Source organism: Conexibacter woesei Iso977N (genome assembly GCF_000424625.1).
Taxonomy (GTDB): Bacteria; Actinomycetota; Thermoleophilia; order Solirubrobacterales; family Solirubrobacteraceae; genus Baekduia; species Baekduia woesei_A.
The window spans coordinates 229381-247306 of record NZ_AUKG01000001.1; the positions used below are offsets into that span (position 1 = coordinate 229381).

Annotated in this window: 18 protein-coding genes; 13 read left to right on the forward strand and 5 right to left on the reverse strand. The window is 72.4% G+C overall.

All coding sequences use genetic code 11. From position 1 onward, the window contains the following. Positions 1 to 142 precede the first annotated feature (142 nt). Together H030_RS28335 and H030_RS28340 are read left to right on the forward strand one after the other, a co-directional pair. A complete protein-coding gene (locus tag H030_RS28335) occupies positions 143 to 1273 on the forward strand; it encodes an inositol-3-phosphate synthase (protein WP_035126266.1) in 1131 nt (376 codons plus the stop codon). A gap of 185 nt (positions 1274 to 1458) precedes the next feature. Continuing rightward, positions 1459 to 2400: a Fic family protein gene (locus tag H030_RS28340; protein ID WP_155891760.1), complete on the forward strand. Its 942-nt coding sequence runs from the start codon at positions 1459 to 1461 to the stop codon at positions 2398 to 2400. A gap of 29 nt (positions 2401 to 2429) precedes the next feature. On the opposite strand, the gene H030_RS0101165 is transcribed toward H030_RS28340, so the two are convergent. Beyond that, entirely contained in the window at positions 2430 to 2654 is a 225-nt protein-coding gene (locus H030_RS0101165; protein ID WP_027004758.1) for a hypothetical protein, read from the reverse strand. Positions 2655 to 2887: 233 nt separating this feature from the next. Between H030_RS0101165 and H030_RS0101170 the strand changes: the two genes are divergently transcribed. The 6 genes from H030_RS0101170 to H030_RS0101195 are packed head-to-tail and all read left to right on the forward strand — an operon-like array spanning position 2888 to position 7601. Further along, positions 2888 to 3079 carry a hypothetical protein gene (locus tag H030_RS0101170; RefSeq protein WP_155891761.1) on the forward strand — a complete coding sequence of 64 codons (192 nt, stop codon included), beginning with the start codon at positions 2888 to 2890 and terminating at the stop codon, positions 3077 to 3079. Between the two features lie 43 nt (positions 3080 to 3122). Then, a complete protein-coding gene (locus H030_RS36025; RefSeq protein ID WP_051221422.1) occupies positions 3123 to 4157 on the forward strand; it encodes a GTP pyrophosphokinase in 1035 nt (344 codons plus the stop codon). A gap of 26 nt (positions 4158 to 4183) precedes the next feature. Further along, entirely contained in the window at positions 4184 to 6058 is a 1875-nt protein-coding gene (locus tag H030_RS36030) for a PHP domain-containing protein (protein WP_027004760.1), read from the forward strand. A 47-nt stretch (positions 6059 to 6105) separates the two neighbouring features. Then, complete coding sequence (locus H030_RS0101185) at positions 6106 to 6711, forward strand: uracil-DNA glycosylase family protein (RefSeq protein WP_155891762.1); 606 nt, start codon at positions 6106 to 6108, stop codon at positions 6709 to 6711. Continuing rightward, positions 6684 to 7400, forward strand: a complete 717-nt coding sequence (locus H030_RS0101190; RefSeq protein WP_027004762.1) for a hypothetical protein — start codon at positions 6684 to 6686, stop codon at positions 7398 to 7400. Before H030_RS0101185 ends, H030_RS0101190 begins: the two co-directional genes overlap by 28 nt. A 9-nt stretch (positions 7401 to 7409) precedes the next feature. Next, positions 7410 to 7601 carry a hypothetical protein gene (locus H030_RS0101195; RefSeq protein WP_027004763.1) on the forward strand — a complete coding sequence of 64 codons (192 nt, stop codon included), beginning with the start codon at positions 7410 to 7412 and terminating at the stop codon, positions 7599 to 7601. 67 nt (positions 7602 to 7668) lie between these two features. Here H030_RS0101195 and H030_RS0101200 read toward each other — a convergent pair whose 3' ends face one another. Both H030_RS0101200 and H030_RS0101205 read right to left on the reverse strand, forming a co-directional pair. Continuing rightward, positions 7669 to 8010: a hypothetical protein gene (locus H030_RS0101200; protein WP_027004764.1), complete on the reverse strand. Its 342-nt coding sequence runs from the start codon at positions 8008 to 8010 to the stop codon at positions 7669 to 7671. Continuing rightward, positions 8007 to 8951, reverse strand: coding sequence for a zinc-binding dehydrogenase (locus H030_RS0101205; RefSeq protein ID WP_027004765.1), 945 nt, complete (start codon positions 8949 to 8951; stop codon positions 8007 to 8009). Before H030_RS0101205 ends, H030_RS0101200 begins: the two co-directional genes overlap by 4 nt. Positions 8952 to 9091: 140 nt before the next feature. On the opposite strand from H030_RS0101205, the gene H030_RS28355 reads away from it, so the two are divergent. Together H030_RS28355 and H030_RS28360 are read left to right on the forward strand one after the other, a co-directional pair. Then, on the forward strand, positions 9092 to 10537 hold the full coding sequence (locus H030_RS28355) for an MFS transporter (protein WP_081690413.1): 1446 nt from the start codon (positions 9092 to 9094) through the stop codon (positions 10535 to 10537). Between the two features lie 13 nt (positions 10538 to 10550). Continuing rightward, positions 10551 to 11546: a M48 family metallopeptidase gene (locus tag H030_RS28360; RefSeq protein ID WP_051221426.1), complete on the forward strand. Its 996-nt coding sequence runs from the start codon at positions 10551 to 10553 to the stop codon at positions 11544 to 11546. Between the two features lie 272 nt (positions 11547 to 11818). On the opposite strand, the gene H030_RS36035 is transcribed toward H030_RS28360, so the two are convergent. Next, on the reverse strand, positions 11819 to 12871 hold the full coding sequence (locus H030_RS36035) for a GNAT family N-acetyltransferase (RefSeq protein WP_051221428.1): 1053 nt from the start codon (positions 12869 to 12871) through the stop codon (positions 11819 to 11821). 41 nt (positions 12872 to 12912) lie between these two features. Between H030_RS36035 and H030_RS36040 the strand changes: the two genes are divergently transcribed. Next, positions 12913 to 13404 carry a calcium-binding protein gene (locus H030_RS36040; protein WP_027004766.1) on the forward strand — a complete coding sequence of 164 codons (492 nt, stop codon included), beginning with the start codon at positions 12913 to 12915 and terminating at the stop codon, positions 13402 to 13404. 52 nt (positions 13405 to 13456) lie between these two features. On the opposite strand, the gene rlmD is transcribed toward H030_RS36040, so the two are convergent. Further along, entirely contained in the window at positions 13457 to 14842 is a 1386-nt protein-coding gene (rlmD, locus tag H030_RS0101230) for a 23S rRNA (uracil(1939)-C(5))-methyltransferase RlmD (protein ID WP_027004767.1), read from the reverse strand. Positions 14843 to 14862: 20 nt separating this feature from the next. Between rlmD and H030_RS0101235 the strand changes: the two genes are divergently transcribed. Together H030_RS0101235 and H030_RS0101240 are read left to right on the forward strand one after the other, a co-directional pair. After that, positions 14863 to 16119, forward strand: a complete 1257-nt coding sequence (locus H030_RS0101235) for a hypothetical protein (protein WP_027004768.1) — start codon at positions 14863 to 14865, stop codon at positions 16117 to 16119. Positions 16120 to 16170: 51 nt separating this feature from the next. Further along, positions 16171 to 17922, forward strand: coding sequence for a hypothetical protein (locus H030_RS0101240; RefSeq protein WP_027004769.1), 1752 nt, complete (start codon positions 16171 to 16173; stop codon positions 17920 to 17922). Positions 17923 to 17926 lie beyond the last annotated feature (4 nt).

Sequence of the window (17926 nt, forward strand, 5' to 3'; positions counted from 1 at the left end):
TCTTCAGACTTCCCTAGAAAGGCAACACCCCCAAGTGACACCCACCAACGGCACCAACGGCATCACCGCCCCCAAGAAGACCGCCGCCGCACCGGCGACCAACGGCACCGCGCGCTACCAGCGCGACAAGGTCCGCGTCGCGATCATCGGCGTCGGCAACTGCGCGAACTCCCTCGTCCAGGGCGTCTACCACTACGCCGACGACGAGCACAACGAGACCATCCCGGGCCTCATGCACAACGACCTCGGCGGCTACCACCCGCGCGACATCGAGTTCACGTGCGCCTTCGACATCAACAAGACGAAGGTCGGCAAGGACCTCGCGCAGGCGATCTGGGCGAACCCGAACGACACGATCAAGTTCACCAACAAGGTCCCGAAGAAGATCGGCGTCCCGGTCTACCGCGGCATGACGCACGACGGCCTTGGCAAGTACCTCTCCGAGAAGATCACGAAGGCGCCGGGCGAGACGGCCGACATCGTGAGGATCCTCCGCGAGACGCACACCGACGTCGTCGTCTCCTACCTGCCCGTCGGTTCTGAGCAGGCCACGAAGTGGTACGTCGAGCAGGTCCTCGAGGCCGGCTGCGGCTTCGTGAACTGCATCCCGGTCTTCATCGCCCGCGAGGACTACTGGGACAAGCGCTTCAAGAAGGCCGGCCTGCCGATCATCGGCGACGACATCAAGTCCCAGGTCGGCGCCACGATCACGCACCGCGTGCTGGCCCGCCTGTTCCACGAGCGCGGCGTCAAGCTCAAGCGCACGTCGCAGCTGAACGTCGGCGGCAACATGGACTTCTACAACATGCTCGAGCGCGAGCGCCTGGAGTCCAAGAAGATCTCGAAGACCAACGCCGTGACGTCGGTCGCCGGCCTCGACATCCCCGCCGGGGACGTCCACGTCGGCCCGTCGGACTACGTGCCGTGGCTCACGGACCGCAAGTGGGCGCACATCCGGTTGGAGGGTGAGGCGTTCGGCGGCGTGCCGCTGACGGCCGAGCTCAAGCTCGAGGTCTGGGACTCGCCGAACTCCGCGGGCATCGTCATCGACGCCGTCCGCCTCGCCAAGCTGGCGCTGAACAACGGCGTCGGCGGCCAGCTCGACGGCCCGTCGTCCTACCTCATGAAGTCCCCGCACAACCAGGTGCCGGACGACATCGCCCGCGACAACGTCGAGAAGTTCATCGACAAGTACCACAAGTCGAAGACCCTGACGTCCGCCCGCGGCGCCGCCAGGCCGGCCCGCAGGCGCGCGGCCGCCGCCGCGAAGTAGCCCCCGCGCTACCCACAGCCGTTCGCAGGACCGGAGGCCCGCTCGCCAGAGCGGGCCTCCGTCGTTCCGGGAGTGCGGCGGCGTTTCGCCGACGCCTAGTCGATCATTCGAATAATCGACTAGGCGTTGAATCGCCAGCCCCGGCGCGATTGGGGCGGCTCCGGCGCCAGGCGAAGGCGGTCGCGGTGGGCAGCTCGGTGGCGATCGAGGGCTTCACGGTCGGTGCCGACGCAATGGTCGGCCTCGTCGCGGGCGACCGTGGGCCGGATCCGAGCGATGACGAGCAGGCGGTCGCGGCGTATGCGCATGCGATGGACCACGTCGGGACGCTCGCGATCGACCCGGTGTTCCGGTGGTCGGACCGCGTGATCCTCGACCTGCACTTCGACACGTGCGCGTTCCAGCGTGACCGGACGCCGGGCCTGTGGCGCACGGGACCGATCGCGGTGACCGGCTTCGGCCCTGGCGCGGATCCGGCGTTCCGGGGTCCGGACGCCGAGACGGTCGCGGGGTTGATGGATGAGGTGGCCGCGTGGCTCGAGCGCGGCGATTTGGACGCACACGTCGCGGTGCGCGCTGCGATGGCGCACCTGCACGTCGTGAGCGTCCATCCGTTCGCCGACGGCAACGGGCGGATCTCGCGGATCGTGCAGTCGCTCGTGCTCGCCCGCGAGGGGCTGCTCGCGCCGGAGTTCTCGTCGATCGAGGAGCACCTGGCCGCCAACACCGGCGACTACTACCGCGTCTTGCAGCAGGTCCAGGGTGGCTCGTACCGACCCGAGCGCGACGCGGGGCCGTGGGTCCGGTTCTGCGTCGGCGCACACATCGCGCAGGCGCGACAGCGACTACGGCAGATCGAGGACGCCGGCCGGCGGTGGGCCAAGCTGGAGGCCCTGGCCGAGGAGCGCGTGTGGCCGGACCGGCTCGTCATCGCGCTCGAGCAGGGGCTGTTCTCCGGCGTCGACCGGGCCGGGTACGCGAACGAGGCCGGTGTGTCGCAGGCCACCGCGACCAACGACCTGCGTCGCCTGAGCGACGCGGGGTTGCTGGTCTCGCGGGGCCGGACGCGGAACACGCGGTACCACGCGTCCGCGGCTCTGCGGAGGATCGTCGGCGAGGACGAGTGAGGCCCGCTCATAGCGGGCCTCGGGTGCTGCTAGGAGTTGCGCTTGGCCTCTTCGGCCACGATGGCGGCGACTTCCGGGTCCATCCGGTCCAGGCGGTCCAGGTGGTCGGTGCCCAGCGGCTGGAGCGGCTCGGCGGCCTCGGCCTCGACGCGAGGTGCGCCCCTGCGCATTTCCTTCTCCATCCTCTTCTCGCGCAGGCGGTTCTCGCGGTTGAGCTTGGCCATGGTGGTGCGACGCTTGGTGTTCGAACCCATCGGACGGGCTCCTCTCGATGCTCGTGTGGTGACCCGCGTAGCGGGCGGTGCACGGCGCGTTGCGCGGCGGCGGCAGCAAGTGCGCGCAACGACTGCGAGACGTGCACGTGGCCGGCACGGAGTCCGGCCCGAGCAAGGCAGTATAGGACGCCCGAGTAGAGTAAGGCGTAAGCAATCGGGCGGTTTCGCCCGGGAAGGGGGCGCTCATGGCCCCGCAACAGGACTCCGTGGCCGTGCCCACGGCGTCAAGGCTCACCAACGCCGAGGCCGGCCTGACCACCGCGATGAGCGAGGTCACGGCGCAACTCGACGCGCCCGGACTCGCCACCGGCGACCGCATGCGCCTGCTCCAGCGCCAGGCTGAGCTCGGCGACCTCCGCGACGAGCTGGCCGTCCGCCGCCGCCGTCTCGGGCGCCCGGCGTGATCTAGCCGGACACGCGCCCCGCGCGTTCTAGAGTCCCTGAGCGATGCCGACGGAGTGGGAGGAGCGGTACCGGGACTCGCGTGCGGGGTTCGAGGCGTTCTGCGGCGAGACGCAGCGGCTCGTCGAGCGCCTGCTCGAGGACGGCGGGATCGACGTCGCCCAGATCGAGTCCCGGACCAAGACGGTCGACTCGTTCGCCGAGAAGGTGCGGCGCAAGAGCGGCAAGTACGCCGACCCGCTCGCCGAGATCACCGACCTCGCCGCGCTGCGCGTCATCGCCTACTTCCCGGCCGACGTCGAGCGCATCGGCGCGCTGCTCGAGACGCACTTCGACGTCGACTGGCCCAACTCGCACCGCCAGGACGCCGAGGCGCTGTCGGATCGCTTCGGCTACCGCAGCGACCACTACGTCGTGCGGCTGTCGACGGCGCGCGTCGGGCTGCCCGAGTACGCGCGCTACGACGGGATGCGCGCCGAGATCCAGGTCCGGACCGTCATGCAGCACGCGTGGGCGGCCGTCGACCACCAGCTCCGCTACAAGAACGCGTCGCAGCTGCCACCCGAGCTGCAGCGGCGGCTGTCGAAGCTCAGCGCGCTGCTCGAGGTCGCCGACGAGCAGTTCGCCGCGCTGCGCTCCGAGGCCGACGCGCTGGAGGCCACCTACGTCGAGGAGGTCCAGCAGGGCGACTTCTCGGCCGAGATCGACTTGCTCTCGCTCCCCGCGTTCCTGCAGGAGACCGGCCTGGCGCTGACCTGGATGCAGCGCGCCGTCGAGGCGGGCCTGACGCCGACCGCGGGCGCCGGCGAGCTCCAGTACCTCGTCTGGGTCCTGCACGAGCTGAGGCTCACGACGCTCGCCGCGCTGCAGCCGTTCCTCGCCGACGCCGAGCGCTGGGGCGTCGCCTACCTCTCGCGCCTGGCGGCCGAGGCCAACGCGCGCGGCTTCCGCCCCGTCGCGGCGCCCTACGACGTCCTGACGTTCCTGCTGCTGTCCAGCGCGCCGGCCGAGGTGATCCTGCGCAGCCCGTTCGCGGGCGTGATCGACCAGGCGATCCTGGCGCTGCGCGGCGAGGTGTAGCGCGCGCGGGGACTAGACTCACGCCCGTGGATCCGCTGGCGATCGTCCAGGTCAGTCCGTACCCGTGGGAGGACCGGCACGAGGTCAACTCCTACGTTCGCCGGTTGAGCGAGGAGCTGACGGGTCGCGGACATCACGTCGTCGTCGCCGCGCCGTCGCGCGACGAGGAGGCGGTCCGGCTCACGCGCCGGGCGATCCGCAACGGCGACGTCCTCGGCGAGCCGGGCGAGGTGCGGGTGCTCGCCGTCGGCGAGGTGCTGCCGATCAGCGGCAACGGGCGCGGGCGCCCGGCGGTCCCGATCGACGTCGCCCGGACGGTCGAGGAGCTGCTGCTCGTCTCGGCCTTCGACATCTGCCATGTGCACGAGCCGTTCGCGCCGTCGGTCTCGTCGGTCGCGCTGCGCCACTCGCGCGCGCTGAACGTCGGGACGTTCCACGCGCCGGCCGAGCGCGTCGTCGCGACGCAGGTCGCGCGCAAGCTGGTCACGCTGGTCTTCGGACGGCTCGACGCGCGCCAGGCCGCGTTCGGCGCGACCGCGCAGCTGCTGGACCGCTTCTTCCCCGCGGAGTACGAGATCGCGCACCCCGGGACGGCGCCGGAGCTCGCGCGGGTCGAGCGCGTCGACGGCGAGCCGCTGCGCCTGGTCTTCCTCGACGTCGAGGAGCGCCCCGCGCTGCGCGTCTTCCTGCGCGCGCTGCGGCGGCTGGGCACCGACCTGCCGTGGACGGCGACCGTCGTCTCCACGCAGGGCCCGTCGAGCTCGACGCCGCTGCGCGAGGGGATCCGGGAGCGCGTCAGGTTCGTCGAGGAGCTCGACGAAGCCGAGGCGCTCGCCCACGCCGACGTCCTGATCGCCGCCTCGTCGGGCGCGCTGCCCGCGCCGGCGCTGGTCGCGCGCGCCAGCGCCGCGGGCGTGATCCCGGTGCTGTCGCGCCTGCCCGTCTACGAGGAGCTGGCCGACGAGTGCGGGCTGCTGTTCGAGCCGGGCGACGTGGACGTCCTGGCCGCGCAGCTCGCGCGGCTGATCGAGGACGACGCGCTGCGGACACGGCTGCTCGGCTGCGCGCCCGCGCCCCGCGCGTGGTCGGAGGTCGCCGACCAGGTCGAGGCGTCCTACGCGCGCGTCGTCGACCGCCGCCACGACCTCGACGGCGACCCGGACCTCTGGGACCGGATCAAGGACCGCAGGCTGATCGACGTCGACCTGCACATGCACACCGACCACAGCGGCGACTGCGCCACGCCGGTCGAGCACCTCCTGGCGACCGCGCGCGACGTCGGGCTCGGCGCGATCGCGGTCACCGACCACAACGAGGTCAGCGGCGCCTTCGAGGCCGCGTCGAAGGCCGACGACTTCGGGGTCAAGATCATCATCGGCGAGGAGGTCAAGACCGCGACGCAGGGCGAGGTCATCGGCCTGTTCCTGAAGGAGAAGATCCCGCGCGGGCTGACGCTGGAGGAGACGGTCGCCGAGATCAAGCGCCAGGGCGGGCTGGTCTACGTGCCGCACCCGTTCGACCGCATGCACTCGGTCCCGGACTACGAGCACCTGCTGAAGATCCTCGACGACATCGACGCGATCGAGGTCTACAACCCGCGCGTCGCGATCGGCTCGTTCAACGAGGAGTCCGAGCGCTTCGCCGCCAAGTACCAGATCGTCCGGGGTGCCGGTTCTGACTCTCACGTGGCCGCGGGGCTGGGCTCGGTCCGGATCCGGATGCGCGACTTCGACGGGCCGGAGGAGTTCCTCGAGGCCCTGCGCCACGCGGAGATCACCACGAAGTCGGGCACCCTGCTGTACGTGCAGGCCTTGAAGTTCCTGGAGACCCGGGCGACCCCGAAGGCCGCGCGGCGCGCGCGCCGGGACCGCCGGATCCGCCGCGCGGCGCGCAAGGGCTGATGCAGCCGCAGGGGCCGACTCCGGGACCGTCGAATCCTGGATCGTCCATGCCAGCGACTGACGACGAGATCCGCGAGAAGTACCTCGAGCGCGCCATCCGCGAGCTCAACACCCTGACGCGGGAGATCCAGGGCTGCGACGCGTGCCCCCGGGGCGGCATCATGCCGGTGCTCGGGTCGGGGCACCCGCAGGCCGACGTGTTCATGCTCAAGCACGCGCCGCTGCCGTCGGAGGTCGAGGAGGGCGTCGCGTTCTACGGCCGCTCCGGGACCGCGTTGATGAAGGCGCTCAAGCGCCTGCAGATCGACCCGCTGGCGGTCTACGGCACGCTGTGCGCGAAGTGCCCGGTCGGCGATCCGTCGCTGGCCGACATGGAGTGCGTCGCCCGCGTGATCGAGGAGCTGGCGATCGTCCAGCCCAAGGTCGTGGTCGTCATGGGCGAGGACGCGTTGGGGATCTTGAACGATCTCAACGTCCCATTGTCGAAGCCGCTGGAGTACGTGCCGGGTGCGCGCCAGCAGCTGACGCCGTCGATCGACGCGATCGTCACCCCGAACATCGACGAGTGCCTGGACGAGGAGGACGCCAAGCGCGCCTTCTGGTCCGCCTTCCGGGTCTTGGGCGAGTGGTACGCGGACTTGCCGCCGTTCTAGGCGTCGGGATCGCGGCGCAGCTGTACTTCCTGCTCGCGCCGTCGCTCCCGGTCATCAACGACGTCGAGACGTCGATCGTCGTCGCGTTCAGCGTCGGCGCGGCGTTCACGTACGCGTTGATCGCGGGGGTCGTCCCGGTGAGCGATTCTCCGCCGCTGTTGTGGTTGATGGCCGCGGGCGGGCTGCTGCTGATGGCCGCGTTCAACGTGGCGGACTTCGGCGCGGCGGCGACGCCTGTGGAGGCGATCGCCTACGCGGGGTTCGGCGCGGTCTTCGCGGTCGGGCTGCTGGCGCCGTCGCTGGCGATCGCGCTGCCGCTGTTCGTGGCGGGGATCGACATCATCTCGACGTTCGCGGGCGGACCGAGCGAGACGCTGGGCAACGCCGGGATCACCCAGCGCGGCGACCCGCTGTCGCTGGAGATGCCGGACTGGGGCACGCACCTGCCGGCGGGGCGGATCGGGATCTCCGACGCGGTCTTCGCGGGCGTTTTCCTCTTGTACGTCCGGCGCTACGGGCTGCGCCCGCGGGCGACGGCGTTCGGGTTGTGGATCGCCGCGGTCGTGGCGATCGTGCTGAAGGTCTGGCTGGACAGGGCGATCCCGCTGCTGCCGCTGAGCGCCGCCGCCTACTTCCTCGTGAACCTGGATCGCATGCCGGCGTTGCTTCGGGCGGCAGACGAGGCGTAGCCTCGTCCCATGTCCCTCGAGGAGCACACGCTGGAGCAGGCGGGTGAGCGCTGCGAGGAGTGCGGGGCCAAGCTGACCGAGGGCGAGCTGCAGCTCGCCCTCGAGCGCAGCGGCCCCAACCTGTGCAGCACCCACCTGGCCGAGCTGGACACCGACGCCGTCGAAGACGCCGACGACCCACCGGGCGCGCCGGCCGCGTAGTCGCGCCCGGCCGGAGTCATCTCGCCGCGCGGCGGAGTGACCTCGCGGCGCGCGGCTGCGGGACGGCTCAGCTCGCGATCGGGCGGTGCTCGCCTTCGCGGGCGAAGATCTCGACGCCTTGGACGATGACGTCGCCGCGGATCTCGTAGAAGCCGCCGAGGTGCCAGATGCCGTCCTCGTCGTCGATGACGATCCAGGCGGTGATCTGCCTGCCGTCGGCGACGACGCCGCGGATGTCGATGCGGGTGCGGCCGCCGTGTAACCGGTGGGCGGTGATGTAGTCGACGGCGCGGTCGAAGCGGTCGCCGGAGTGCGGCCAGCGGATCACCGCGTGCTCGTCGAGCTGCTCCTGCGCGGCCGCGAAGTCGCCCTTGCGCAGCGCGCGCCAGAGCCGGTCCACCGGGTTCATGCGTCTCCCATCGTCAGGACGATCTTGCCGAGCTTGCCTCCCGCCGCGAAGCGCTCGTAGGCCTCGGGCGCCTGCTCGAGCGGGAACGTCTCGGCGATCGGCACGTCGATCGCGCCGCGCGCCACGAGCGGCAGGACGTGGCGTTCGACCTGCCGCGCGGCGAGCGCCTTCTCCTCGAACGGCCGCGCCCGCAGTGTCGAGGCGCTGATCCTGCCGCGCTTGCCCATCAGCGCGCCGAGGTTCAGCTCCGCCTTCGCGCCGGCCGAGATCCCGATCACGACGATCCGCCCGAGCGTGTTGAGCGCCTTGACGTTGCCGGCGAGGTTCGGCGCGCCGACGAGCTCCAGGATCACGTCGAAGGTCCCCTCGACATCGTCCGGCACGCAGACCGTGTGCGCGCCGAGCTCGCCCATCGCCGCGTGGTGGTCCTCGTTGCGCACCGACGCGACGACCTCCGCACCCGTCGTGCGCGCCAGCTGCACCGCCGCGGTCCCGACGCCGCCCGCCGCGCCGTGGATCAGCAGCCGCTCGCCGGCCTTCAGGTCGCCCTGCGTGAACAGCGCGTCGTGCGCGGTCGTGAAGACCTCCGCGAACCCGCCCGCCTGCGCCCAGCCGAGGCCGTCCGGGACCGGCATCAGCAGCCGCTCGTGGACGACCAGCAGCTCGCCCTGCCCGCCGCCGCCCACGAACCCCATGACGCGGTCGCCGACCGCGAACCGCGTCGCGTCGGGACCAACCGCCGCGACCTCGCCCGCGACGTCGAGCCCCGGGATGTCCTGCGGCCAGCCCGCGGGCGCCGGGTAGAGCCCGCGCTTCTGCATCATGTCGGCGCCGTTGAGCGCCGCGGCACGCACCCGGATCAGGACCTCGCCGTCGCCGGGCGTGGGATCGGGATGGTCTTCGACGCGGATCTCTCCGTCGCGGACGGTGGCGGCTCGCATGGGTCGCAACCTACCCAAGCGATCCGGCGGCAACCGACCGGCCGCGCGTGGTTCGCCGCGAAGTCTGCGCGAAGTCGTAACAACCTCCGTTACCTCCGAGGGAATTGGCTGGGCATGCTGGAGCAGGCAAGTTCCCCGCCATGACCTCTCCCCCTCACACCCCAAGTCGCGCCGCCCTGGCCGTCCTGCTCTGCGGGACGTTCATGGCGTCGCTCGACACCGCGATCGTCAACGTCGCCGGGCCCGCGATCCAGAGCGATGTGGGCGTCTCCGGCGCGGCGCTGCAGCTCGTCGTGTCCGGCTACGCGCTCGCGTACGCCGCGCTGCTGATCACCGGCGCGCGGCTCGGCGACGACCACGGGCACCGGCGGCTGTTCCTGGCCGGGCTGGCCGGTTTCACGTTGATGTCCTTGCTCGCCGGCCTGGCGTGGTCGACGCCGGTCCTGATCGCCGCCCGGATCGGACAGGGCGTCGCGGCCGCCGCGATGGGCCCGCAGGTGATGACCGTGATCCAGCTGCAATATGAAGGCGCGGCGCGGATGAAGGCGATGGCGTTGCTGGCGACCGTGGTGTCGGCGGGCGTCGTGGCCGGGCAGGTGCTCGGCGGGCTGCTCGTCGACCTGGACCTCTTCGGCGCGTCGTGGCGCCCGGTGTTCCTCATCAACGTGCCGGCCGGGCTGGCGCTGCTGGCGATCGGCCCGCGGCTGCTGCCGGTCACCAAGCGCCCGAGCGGGCGCAGGATGGACTGGCTCGGCGTCGTGCTCGTCACCGACATCATCACCTTGGCGATGGTCCCGCTGGTCTTCGGCCATCAGGTCGGTTGGGCGTGGTGGACGTGGGCGTGCCTGGCCGCCGCGGTCCCGTCGGCGTTGTTGTTGGTGTTGCACCTGCGGCGTGTGATCGCCCGCGGCGGCGCGCCCGTCGCCGACGTGCGGCTGCTGGCCGCGCCGCGGTTCGGGCTCGGGATGGCCGCGACGACCGCGGTGATGGTCGCCTACGGCGGCTTCCTGTTCACGATGACGCTGCACCTGCAGCAGGGGCTCGGCGACTCGCCGCTGCGCTCGGGGCTGACGTTCGTGCCATACGCGCTGGGGTTCGCGGCGACATCGCTGACCGTGCCCGCGCTGGCGGCGGGCGTGCAGCGGCGGCTGGCGCCGCTCGGGCTGGCGGCCAGCGCCGCGGGCTACGCCGGGCTGGGGCTGGCGACGCACGGCGGCGCGTGGCATGACGCGGTCGCGCTGCCGCTGCTGCTGGTCGCGGGCGCCGGGTTCGGCGCGGGCTACTCGCAGGTGATCACGCGGTCGATCGTGACCGTCCCGCTCGCACAGGCCCACGATGCGTCCGGGCTGTTCAACACCATCAACATGCTCGGCTTCGCGCTCGGCGTGGCGACGCTGGGCAGCGCGTTCCTGAGCGCGGTCGGCGCGCCGACGCCGGCCGAGACCGGTGGCGCGTTCGGCGACGTGGCGCTCGGCTGCGGCGCGCTGTCGCTGGCGGCGGCCGCGTTCACGCTCCTGCTCGCGCGGGCCGAGGCGGGCGATCGGACGAATGCGGAGGAGGCCGCACCGGTGATGGCGGCGGCATGAGAGCATGTGCGCCATGAGCACGCTCCCGGTCGACGGCTACCAGCTCGAAGGCATCTCGCCGCGGGCCTTCGAACACCCCGCCGACCGGGCGGCGACCGCCGCACTGGCCACGATCCCGGGGCTGGACCAGGTCGTCCGCAAGCTGATCGAGCTCGGCTACGAGCGCGCGCTGCGGGCGGCCTACCTGGGGTCGTCGGTGCGCCTCGGGCCGGACCAGCTCGGCGACACGTGGAACCTGCACAACCAGGTCTTCAAGACGCTCGACATCGACCAGGTGCCGGAGCTGTACATCACGCAGATGCCGTTCGCGAACGCATCGACGATCGGCTCGGGCAAGCCGATCGTGGTGGTCAACAGCGAGTTGGTGCGGTTGCTCGGGCGGGCCGAGCGGCGAGCGGTCCTGGCCCACGAGGCGGGGCACGTCCTGGCCGACCACGTCATGTACCACACGGCCTTGGTGATCCTGATCCGGCTCGGGTCGTCGCTGCCGATCATCGCGGGGCTGCCGGTGATGGCGGTGCGGCGCGCGTTGATGGAGTGGTACCGCGCGGCCGAGCTGTCCTGCGACCGCGCGGCGGCGCTGGCGACGCGCGACCCGGAGGCGGTGTGCCGGACGCTGATGGTCCTCGCCGCGGGCGCGGAGGCCGACCAGCTCGACCTCGGGCAGTTCATGGCCCAGGCCCAGGACTTCGAGAGCGGCGGCAGCGGGCTGGAGAAGCTGTCGCGCATGTTCCTGGACCTGAACATGACCCACCCGCTGCCGGTGCGGCGCGCGCAGCAGCTGATGGCGTGGGTGCAGTCGGGCGACTACGACCGGATCGTCGACGGTGACTACATGAAGCGCGGCGAGGAGCCGCCGGCCCGGGCCGAGGCCGGCGAGGCCGCCGCGCACTACGCGGACCGGTTCCGGTCGGCGTTCAGGGAGGCGGGCGATGCGGTGGGCAGCGCGACGGACCAGCTCGCCGACTGGCTGCGCAAGGACCGCGGCGGGGACGGCGGCGGCGAGTAGCGCCGCCGCCGCGCCAGGCGTCTAGAGCAGCTCGACCGCGTAGCTCGGCACGCGCGTGTCGTGGACGACGACGGCGACCGGCGCCTGGAGTGCCCAGGCGCGGATCGCGGCGCGGACGTCCGGAGCGACAGGCGTCGCGAGGTCGATCTGGACGGCGTTGCGCTGCGGGTCCGAGGAGGTCTCGACGAGCGCCTGGTCGTACAGCTGCGGCCAGCGGCGCCCGAACTCGTCCTGGACGTCGCCGAGCTCGCGCCAGGTCGAGCGGACCGCGCCTACAGCTCGCGGGCGTACTCGATGGTGGGCATGCCGAAGCGGGCGTCTTCGGCGGCGGGTGCTGTCGTGGCGAAGCCGAGGCGTTCGTAGAAGCGGCGGCCGCGGCCGGAGGCGGCGGGCGTCACGAGGCGGATGCTGGTGAAGCCGTCGGCGGCGGCGCCTTCGAGGGCGAAGTGCATCAACTTGGTTGCGAGGGGTGAGCCCTGCCAGCCGGGCTCGACGTAGAGCTGACCGAGGTACGCGACCTCCGGATCCTCCGGGCCACGCCGCGCGCCGACCGACGGGCGCCAGGTGACGTGGCCGGCCAGGACGCCGCCCGGCTCGGCGAGGAGGCAGCGTCCGCCGGGAGTCGCGAGCAGCTCGCGCAGCTCGTCGTCGGTCGGCTGCGGCGGCGTCCACCCCGGCGGCGAGATGTCGCGGAACCGCCGCATCGCCGCCCGCAGGTTGATCCCGAGCCGCGGCGCGTCGTCGGCCGTCGCCGGGCGGAACGCCCAGGGATCGTCGCGCAGGTCGCCCGCGCCGGAGGCGGGCGCCTCCGCAGCCTCCGCGTCCCTGCGCCGGATCACCCAGCGATCAGCGGTCCCGAATGGTGTATCGACCGGACCGGCGTTCTCGTAGCCGAGCCGGCGGGCGACCGCGGCGCTGCCGGCGTTCGCCGGGTCGATCAGCGAGCAGAGCTCCGGCAGGTCGAGCGCCGTGAACCCGAACGCGATCACGGCGCGCGCGGCCTCGGTCGCGTAGCCGTGACCCCAGGCGGCGCGCGCGAGCTTCCAGCCGACCTCGGTCTGCGGCCAGCCCGGCGGCTCGATGAACCCGACCCGTCCGAGGAACGCACCGTCCTCCAGCCGTTCGACGACGAACCCGCCGAAGCCGCGCAGCGCCCAGCTCCCGGCGTGCGTCGCGAGGTTGCCGTACGCGTCGTAGGCGGACTTCAGCCCGCCCAGGAAGCGCTGGACCTCCTCATCCCGCCCCATCTCGTAGTGCGGCTCGACGTCCTCGGGCCGGAACTCGCGGAGCAACAGGCGCTCGGTGCGCAGGCGTGGCGGCTGCATCGACCGTCCATCCAATCAGGCCCGTCGGCTACGGTCCCGCGATGCGCCGAATCCTGTTCGTCACCAGCCTGACCGCGCTGCTGGTCGCCACCGTCGCGTCCCTCGCCGCCGCCAACACCAGCCACGAGGGCTGGCCGAAGATCGACGGCAAGCTGAGGATGCACAAGCGCGACGAGAGCGGCAGGCTCCGCGGGACGTCGAAGAGCGACGAGCTCCTCGGCGGCCACGGCAACGACGACATCTGGGGCAGGAGCGCCGGTGACGTCCTGTGGGGCGACTACAAGCCCGGCGGCCAGCCGACCGCGCAGGTCGACCACCTCCACGGCGGCGCGGGCAACGACTTCATCTACGCCTCGCACGGCGAGAACATCATCGACGCCGGCTCCGGCGACGACACCATCCACGCCCACTACGGCCACGGCTCGATCGACTGCGGCGGCGGCACCGACGTCCTCTTCATCTCGCACAAGGCGAGGAAGGGCTACGCGATCAAGGGCTGCGAGACGATCTCCTTCAAGACCGCCGGCGCGTAGCCGCCCCGCCGGAGGCGCCGCGCCGGGAAGGCGCGGCGCGGCGACTCGCTGGCTAGGCGCCGCGCTCCAGCACCGCGACGCACTCGATGTGCGGCGTCTGCGGGAACATGTCGACGGGCTGGACCGTCTTCAGGACGTACCCCTCCTCGACCATCTGCGCCGCGTTCGGCGCCAGCGTCGTCGGGTTGCAGGACACGTAGACGATCCGCTTCGGCGAGGCTTCGAGCACGCGCCGGACGACCTTCTGCGACAGCCCCGCCCGCGGCGGATCGACCACGACGACGTCCGGCCTGCCCGCCTTCTCCACCAGCTCGCGCAGCGCCAGCCGCACGTCGCCCGCGAAGAAGCGGGCGTTGGAGATGTCATTGGCCTTGGCGTTCCCGATGGCGTCGGCGATCGCGTCCTCCACGATCTCCAGGCCCCAGACCTCGCCGGACCGCGAGGCCAGCGACAGGCCGATCGTCCCGATCCCGCAGAACAGGTCGTAGACGCGCTCCCAGCCCTGCAGGCCCGCCACGTCCGCGGCCACCCCGTACAACTTCTCCGCCATCTCGGTGTTGGTCTGGAAGAACGCCTGGCCCGACAGCCGGAACGACAAGCCGCAGACTTCCTCACCAATGGTGGGCTCGCCGGCCAGCAGCGACGTCGTGCCGCCCGCCGTCGTCTCCCCCACCGTGTCGATCTCGGTCAACAACAAGGAGTCGGCCGCGACCGCCGCGTGCAAGGACCCCGCCTCGATCTCGACGCCGTCGCTGACGACCAGCCGCACCTGCAGCTGCCCCGTCCGGCGCCCCTCGCGGATCACGAGGTTGCGCAGCGCGCCGATCTGCGTGCGCCGGTCATACGCGGAGTACCTGTGCGCGCGCGCCCACTCCAGGACGGCCCGCCGGGCGGCGTTGCCGCGCTCGCTCTGCAGCAGGCAGTCCTCGACGTGGACGATGTCCTCCCACGACCCCGGCGCGTGGAACCCGCAGATCAGCTCGCCGGTCTCCCGGTCCGTGCCGAACGAGAACTCCAGCTTGTTGCGGTAGCGCCACTGCTCGACCGCCGGGACGATCGGGAGCATCTCGAAGCCGTCGAGGTGCCCGAGCCGGCGCAGCGCGTCCTCGACCTGGGCGGCCTTGATCTCGATCTGCTTCTCATAGGGCATGACCTGCCACGGCGCGCCCGGGTGGTCGGCCTTGGCGGGAACGCGGTCCGGCGACGGTGTCACGACCTCCAGCAGCCGCGCCTCGCCGTAGTGGCGCTTGCGCTTGGTGACGGCGCAGCGGACCGTGTCGCCGGGCAGCGCGTCGCGCACGAACACGACCCAGCCGTGCTCCTCGTCGCCCCAGCGCGCGACCCCCGCGCCGCCGAACGCGAGCGATTCGATGTGCAGCTCGAGCTCGTCCCCGCGCTGGGGACGGGGCGGGCGAGCGGTGGCGGTGTCGTCGGTCACGCACCTAGGATGGCACCGCCATGGACCTCGACGCCTACCGGGCACGCGCGCAGGCGTTCGCGACCGACCTCAACCGCGCCCACCACCGCCGCTTCGCGGGCCACGACGGCGCCTGGGATCCCGACTCGCTGTACGCCCATCACGCCGCGGTCTTTGACGACCGCGCGATCGACGCGCTGCGCGAGGCGGCGGCGCGCGAGGGCGCGGAGGATGACGGCGTGCGGCGCCTCCTGCGCTTCGCGGTCGAGGCGCGGCTCGGGCGCGCGACCGCCCGGACCGACGCGGAGCGCGCGCGGGTCGAGGCGGCCGACGGGCTGGCGGATCTCACCGCGCGCCTGGCCGACGAGCCCGCGCTGGCGAAGCGGATCGAGCTGGAGGAGGCGCGCCTGGACGTCGTCGCCCGGCGCCTCACGCCGCTCGCCGCCGAGGGGCTGGAGCGCGTCCGCGCCGAGGCCCGCGCGCTCGGGTGGGCATCGCCACGCGCGCTGCTGGCGACGATCCAGGGCCAGGACCCGGGCGTTATCGCCGCGCAGGCCGAGGCGCTCCTGCGCGAGACCGAGCCGCCGTCGCTCGGCGCCGAGACGACCGCGCGCTTCGACCTCCCGCGGCTGCACCGCGCCGCGTGGGCGGACGCGGTCCTCCCCGGCGACCCGGTCCAACACCTACGACAACGCCTGCGCGCGCTGGAGCTGCCCGTGAGCGGCTTCGCGATCGACGCCGCGCCCCGCGCCGGCAAGTCCCCGCGCGCGTTCTGCGCAGCGATCGACGTCCCGCGCGACGTCCACCTCGTGGTCGCCCCGCGCGGCGGCCTGGCCGACCTGGAGGCGCTGTTCCACGAGGCGGGCCACGCGATCCACCTCGCCCACCGCGACCCACAGGCGCCCTTCGAGGACCGCCACCTCACCGACCGCGCGCACGCCGAGGCGCTCGCGTTCGCGCTCGAGGCCCACGCGACCGACGGCATCGCCGACCAACGCCTACAGGAACATCGGCAAGCGCTACAACAACTCCGGCAGCGCCAGCTCGCCGCCGCGCTCCTGCACGCGCTCGACCTCCTCGACGCCGGCCCCCACCCCGCGCTGCGTGAGCGCTACGCCCAGCGCCACGCGGCCGCGACCGGCCTGACCTGGCCGTCCGCGCCCTGGCTCGTCGCCGCCGACCCGCTGCTGACCGCCGCCGACTACCTCCGCGCCCTCGCACAGGTGCGCGCCTACGCGGGGAGCGGCAACGCGCCTGCCCTGTCCAGCGCTCTCACCGGTCAGCCGGCGCCCGGTTAGACTGCCGCGCGCTCTCCCTCCCCTCCGAACGAACGCGAAAGGTCCACTTCTTTGCGCATCGGTTCCCGCGCCGCCGCCCTCGCGGCAGCGCTCGCCACCGCGGCCGCCCTTCCGGCCGCCGCCTCCGCCGTCGACCCGCCGGATCCCACGACCACGGCGCTCGGCGGCAACCCGCTGACCGTCGTCGTCGGCTCCCAGGGCCAGCTCCAGGCGCGGCGCGCCGGCGACAGCTCCAACATCTTCTACTCGCCCAGCAGGGACCTCGGCGACGCCGGGTTCTTCCTGGCCTTCCCGCCCACCACCGCCGCCGGCCCGACCGCGCCCGCCCAGCCCGCGCCGCTCAGCGGCAACGTGTACGGGTTCGACGGCAGCGCCGGGCCGCACCTGCTCGAGGACTACGCCTTCACGCTGCCCAACCAGGCCGCCGTGACCGGCGACGGCAGCGCCGGCAACCCGTTCACGCAGGTCACGACCTACAGCGCCGCCGCCGACATGGACAACGACGACAGGACGCCGGACAGGGACGTCGCGGTCGTCTCCCAGACGACGACCTACGTCAGCGGCGCCCAGACGTTCACCGTCCGCTGGGACGTCAAGAACGTGACCGCGCAGCCGCTGCGCTTCAAGGCGATCGCCGCCGCCGACTTCTACTTCGAGGGCAGCGACGTCGGCACCGGCATCTTCACGCAGGGTCCGCCGCGCTTCGTGGGCGGCACCAACGCCGACACCGGCCGCTCCGGCGGGTTCGTCGAGATCCCGGCCCCCGCGCCGCTGCTGCCGTGGTCGCACTACCAGGCGCTCGCCTACCGCGACGCGACCGGCAACGACGTCTGGACGCGCCTCGAGGACGCGGCCGACGCGGTCACGCCGAGCTACGACGACACGGTCGTCGGCGAGCCGGTCGACAACGCGGGCGCGGTCGAGTGGGACCAGTACCTGGACGCCGCCAAGACGCTGCCGGCCGGCCAGAGCACGTCGTTCTCGCTGATGGTCCGGACGGCGCTGCCGGCCGCGCTGCAGTTCGACCAGTCCAACGCGGGCGCGCCGCAGGGCGTCCCGATCGCGTTCAGGGTCACCGCCAAGGACACGGCCGACAACCCGTTCACAGGCAAGAACCTGCTGTCGACGATCACGGGCGCCAACCCCGGGACGCAGTCCGCGGTGATCGGCGCCGACGGCACCGCGACCGTGACCGATCCGGGCACCAACGCGGGCGCCGACACGGTGGTCTCGTTCGTCGACCTCAACGGCGACGGGACGCGTGAGCCGAGCGAGCCGCAGGGCTCGGCGCTGGCGACGTTCGTCGACAAGACGCCGCCGTCGTGCAGGGTCACCGTCACCGGCGACCGGCCGGTCGGCGCGGGCGGCCAGGGCAAGCCGCTGGTCATCACGGTCAACTGCGACTCGCCCGCGACCGTGACGAGCGCGTCCTCGCTGACGATCACGCCGCCGGCGACGAGGAGGAAGGCCACCAGGAAGAGGAGCCACAAGGCCGACGCCGCGAAGGCCAAGAGGAAGCCGAAGAAGAGGGCGAAGGCCAGGAAGCCGAAGAGGGTCGTGGTGAGGCTGAAGGCGACGACGGTGACGGTCGCGCCGGGCACCGCGGTGCCGGTCAACATCACGATCCCGTCCTCGGTGGCCAAGAAGTACCCGGGCGCCACGGCGGTCGCGACCGTGACGGTCACGGCGACCGACACGGCGGGCAACGTCGCGACGACCAAGGCCACCAAGAAGGTCAAGATCGCCAAGCCGAAGGCGAAGAGGGCCAAGAAGAAGGCCAAGGCCGAGCACAAGAGGAAGTAGCGCC